Source organism: Saccharopolyspora sp. NPDC045941, assembly GCF_056431445.1.
Map to the genome: position 1 here is coordinate 1 of NZ_JBWKKU010000149.1, position 3,714 is coordinate 3,714.

The window sequence follows — 3,714 nt, forward strand, 5'->3', positions numbered from 1 at the left end:
GGGCATCCCCACCATCGACATGCCCGATGTTCCGGTGGTGCCGGTGAGCGACAAGCCCGGCCTCGGTGACCCGGATTCCGGCTATGACAGCGACACCGGCGGCCAATTCGGTGACACCGGCGGCGGGTTCGGTGATGCGGATTCGGGCTATGGCAGCGGGACCGACTCTGCGCCTGTCGGCAGCGGGACTGGCTCTGCGCCTGTCGGCAGCGGGACTGGCTCTGCGCCTGTCGGCAGCGGGACTGGCTCTGCGCCTGTCGGCAGCGGCGTTTCTGCCCATGGCCCCACCAGCATCAGCCCACTGACCACCACCGCTGCCGCGGCAGCGGCGGGTGGGGGTATGGGTGTGGGGGCCGATGGTGTGCTCGGTCAGGGTGGTGGGCCGAACCCCGCCCCCGCTGCAGCGGGCACCCCGCCACCGGGAACACCTCTGCCCGCACCGGGCGCGATGAACTCAGCGACCGACACACCCGTGTCGGACACTCCACCGACTGCGGGTGCTCCGGGGGCCGGTGTCGCCAATCCGGTCGCCGGGGCTCCCACGCCTGGCGCGTCATCGCCCACTGTTGACGGGCGGTCTGTCGTGGACATTCCGGCTCCGGCCGTCGATGTGCCCACGGCTGGACAGCACCCGGCCACATCCGCTGTCCCTGTCGGCAACACCGAATCCGATGCGCCCCGAACCACGCCACACACCGGCATTCCACACACGGAACTGCCCGAGACCGGTGTATCGCAGGCCGGCCCAACCGCAGCGGTGACCGGTGTATCGCAGGCCGGCCCAACCGCAGCGGTGACCGGTGTATCGCAGGCCGGCCCAACCGCAGCGGTGACCGGTGTACCGCAGGGCGGCTCGGCTTCGGGCGGCTCGGCATCGGGCGGCTCGGCATCGGGCGGAACATCCTCGCTCACGCGCCCGCAGGGCAGCCCGGCGGCCGTGCCCGGTATGCCACCGACGATGGCGGTGGACTCTCCCGTGCCGGACACGGCGACCACGCACGCGGAGCGGAACAGCGCCGATCAGTTCCAGGACACCGAAACCGCCGTTGCGCACGAGGCGCCGTGGCCGGGCGAACTCGACACCGGGGTCACGCAACCGGCGGCACTGCTCCGGTGGCCGGCAGAACCCGACGGTGACCTGCTCGAACACGTGCGGTCGGCGATGCGGAAGACCCGCCGGCACGGCACCGAAGCAGACAAGAACCCCACAGTCACGGCACAAGACGCACACCAGGCATACGCCCAGTGGCGCGACACCCGGAACACATATCCGGAATGGACCCACCGTCCGGTACCCACGCATGTCACGAGCCTGGCCGAGGAAGTCGCCTGGATCGAAGCACACCGGCACAACGGCCAGCACCGGCCACCTGTCCCCGGCCTGCCCGGCGGCGCACCCGCACCCACCAACCCCACCACGTCAACACCCTCTGGCTCCCACACCCACACCAGCAACCAGAACAGCAACGCGCCGACCACCCAGACCACGCAGGACGAGTCCCTCACAGTGCCCGCCGAGATACAGAACCAGATCATCCAGTGGCGTCCGGGAAACGAAGGACCGCAGACACTGAAGACATTCCTCGACAACCTCTCCTGGAACGACGGCCAGCAACTATCCCTCACCACCGACGGCCGGCATGGCTTTCACTCTGAGGTCACGCAGAAGCTCGTACGGCAATGGGCACAGGGCCTGCACGGACAGATGAGCGCCCGCGAGGTGGCGAGACTGTCCGGCGGCCTGGTCAGCCGCGTCACTGTGTCACGGTGGTGCCAGGTGCTGCCGCTGTCTGTGGAGGTGCCCGCCGAGATACAGAACCAGATCATCCAGTGGCGCCCAGGAAACGAAGGCCCGCAGACACTGAAAACATTCCTCGACAACCTCTCCTGGAACAACGGCCAGCAACTATCCCTCACCCGTGACAGCCGGCATGGCTTTCACTCTGAGGTCACGCAGAAGCTCGTACGGCAATGGACACAGGGCCTGCACGAACAGATGAGCACCGGCGGGGTGGCGAAACTGTCCGGCGGCCTGGTTTCCCCAGCGACCGTGTCCAAGTTGTGGCGGGTGATGCCGCCGTCTGTGGAGGTGCCCGCCGAGACAGAGAACCAGATCATCCAGTGGCGCCCAGGAAACGAAGGCCCGCAGACACTGAAGGCATTCCTGGACAACCTCTCCTGGAACAACGGCCAGCAACTGTCCCTCACCACCGACAGCGCACATCGCTTTCGCTCTGAGGTCACGCAGAAGCTCGTACGGCAATGGACACAGGGCCTGCACGGACAGATGAGCACCGTCGAGGTGGCGAGACTGTCCGGCGGCCTGGTTTCCCAACCAACCGTGTCCACGTGGTGGCAGGCGATGTCGCCGTCTGTGGAGGTGCCCGCCGAGATAGAGAACCAGATCATCCAGTGGCGCCCAGGAAACGAAGGCCCGCAGACACTGAAGACATTCCTCGACAACCTCTCCTGGGGCAACGGCCAACAACTACCCCTCACCACCAACAGCGGACAGGTCCTTCACTCTGAGGTCACGCAAAAGCTCGTACGGCAATGGGCACAAGGCCTGCACCAACAGATGAGCACCGTCGAGGTGGCGACGCTGTCCGGCGGCCTGGTTTCCCAACCGACTGTGTCCACGTGGTGGCACGCGATGCCGCCGTCGGTGGAGGTGCCCACCGAGATACAGAACCAGATCATCCAGTGGCGCCCAGGAAACACAGGCCCGCAGACACTGAAAACATTCCTCGACAACCTCTCCTGGAACAACGGCCAACAACTACCCCTCACCCGTGACAGCGCACATCACCTTCACTCTGAGGTCACGCAAAAGCTCGTACGGCAATGGGCACGAGGCTTGCACGAACAGATGAGCACCGTCGAGGTGGCGAAACTGTCCGGCGGCCTGGTCAGCCACGTCACTGTGTCCAAGTGGTGGCGGGCGATGCCGCCGTCTGTGGAGGTGCCCGCCGAGATACAGAACCAGATCATCCAGTGGCGCCCAGGAAACGAAGGCCCGCAGACACTGAAAACATTCCTCGACAACCTCTCCTGGAACAACGGCCAACAACTACCCCTCACCCGTGACAGCGCACATCACCTTCACTCTGAGGTCACGCAAAAGCTCGTGCAGCAATGGGCACAGGGCCTGCACGAACAGATGAGCGCCCGCGAGGTGGCGAAACTGTCCGGCGGCCTGGTCAGCGCCCGCACTGTGTCCACGTGGCGGCAGGCGATGTCGCTGCCTGTGGAGGTGCCCGCCGAGATAGAGAACCAGATCATCCAGTGGCGCCCAGGAAACGAAGGCCCGCAGACACTGAAGACATTCCTCGACAACCTCTCCTGGAACAACGGCCAACAACTACCCCTCACCCGTGACAGCGCACATCACCTTCACTCTGAGGTCACGCAAAAGCTCGTGCAGCAATGGGCACAGGGCCTGCACGAACAGATGAGCGCCCGCGAGGTGGCGAAACTGTCCGGCGGCCTGGTCAGCGCCCGCACTGTGTCCACGTGGCGGCAGGCGATGTCGCTGCCTGTGGAGGTGCCCGCCGAGATAGAGAACCAGATCATCCAGTGGCGCCCAGGAAACGAAGGCCCGCAGACACTGAAGACATTCCTCGACAACCTCTCCTGGAACAACGGCCAGCAACTATCCCTCACCACCGACAGCCGACATGTCCTTCACTCTGAGGTCACGCAAAAGCTCGTACG

At 65.4% G+C, this 3,714-nt stretch carries 1 pseudogene; it reads left to right on the forward strand.

Annotated features, from left to right (window positions below):
• Nucleotides 1–583: 583 nt before the first annotated feature.
• A pseudogene (locus AC07FN_RS45775) lies at nt 584–3,714 on the forward strand (hypothetical protein); the annotation flags it as partial.